We start from the raw sequence: 836 nt of genomic DNA on the forward strand, positions 1-836 counted from the left end.
ATTTATACCATTTACATTAATTAACTGGTCAGTTTTGTCCAGCTTCTAGAGCATAATTTAATTACCCTTTCAGGCTCTGCAATAAAGTGATTCCATGCAATTGAGCACTGTTCAACAATATCGTCATATCCACTAAAACAACGATTGGCAAGTTCATTTTGACGAAGCCATTGCCACACTTGTTCTACAGGGTTAAGTTCTGGGGAATAAGGGGGAAGTTTAAGGATACTCAAGTTATCAAAGCCCTCAGTCAGTTTTTGTTGATGCCAACCTGCGCCGTCCATAATGATCAGCGCATAGCGTCCAAATTCAGTCGCTTCTGAAATTAATTTCAAGTGTTCTAACATATATTCACTACTGGCATACGGGGCAATAATTGCCTCTGTCGCACCTGTGGAAGGACACACCGCACCATATAAATAGGCGGATTCAAACTGCTGTTGCCTTACTGACCGTGGTCGGCTTCCTTTCAATGCCCAAATATGGGTTGTGGTATTTTGCTGGCCGAACCTGGCTTCATCTTGAAACCACACATCAATGCGATCTAACGATACATGACCAGGGGTGTTAAGGATCGTTGACAGTTGGAAGTTTTTTAAAAGCGTCCTGAACATCTTGAGACTGTTTTGGGTGACGAGAGCGAGTTGTTATCCATGAAAAGCCTAATTGATGGAGTATTCTGTAGATGTTGGCCTGCTTAAAGGTCACGTTAAATTCAGATTGAATAAAAAGACAGACATCTCTTGCCATTAATCTACCGCCACTCTCAGATAAGCTTTGAGCTTGTATAAACTCTTTCAGACTTGCCTGTTGTTTCGCTGACAATTGTGCAGGTC

The 836-nt window shown here is 41.9% G+C and carries 1 pseudogene; it reads right to left on the reverse strand.

Annotated elements, in window-relative coordinates:
* Window positions 1-20: 20 nt before the first annotated feature.
* Window positions 21-836: pseudogene (locus ACROAE_RS20605) on the reverse strand (IS630 family transposase); the annotation flags it as partial.

Source organism: Shewanella sp. MF05960, from assembly GCF_050849305.1.
Taxonomy (GTDB): domain Bacteria; phylum Pseudomonadota; class Gammaproteobacteria; order Enterobacterales; family Shewanellaceae; genus Shewanella.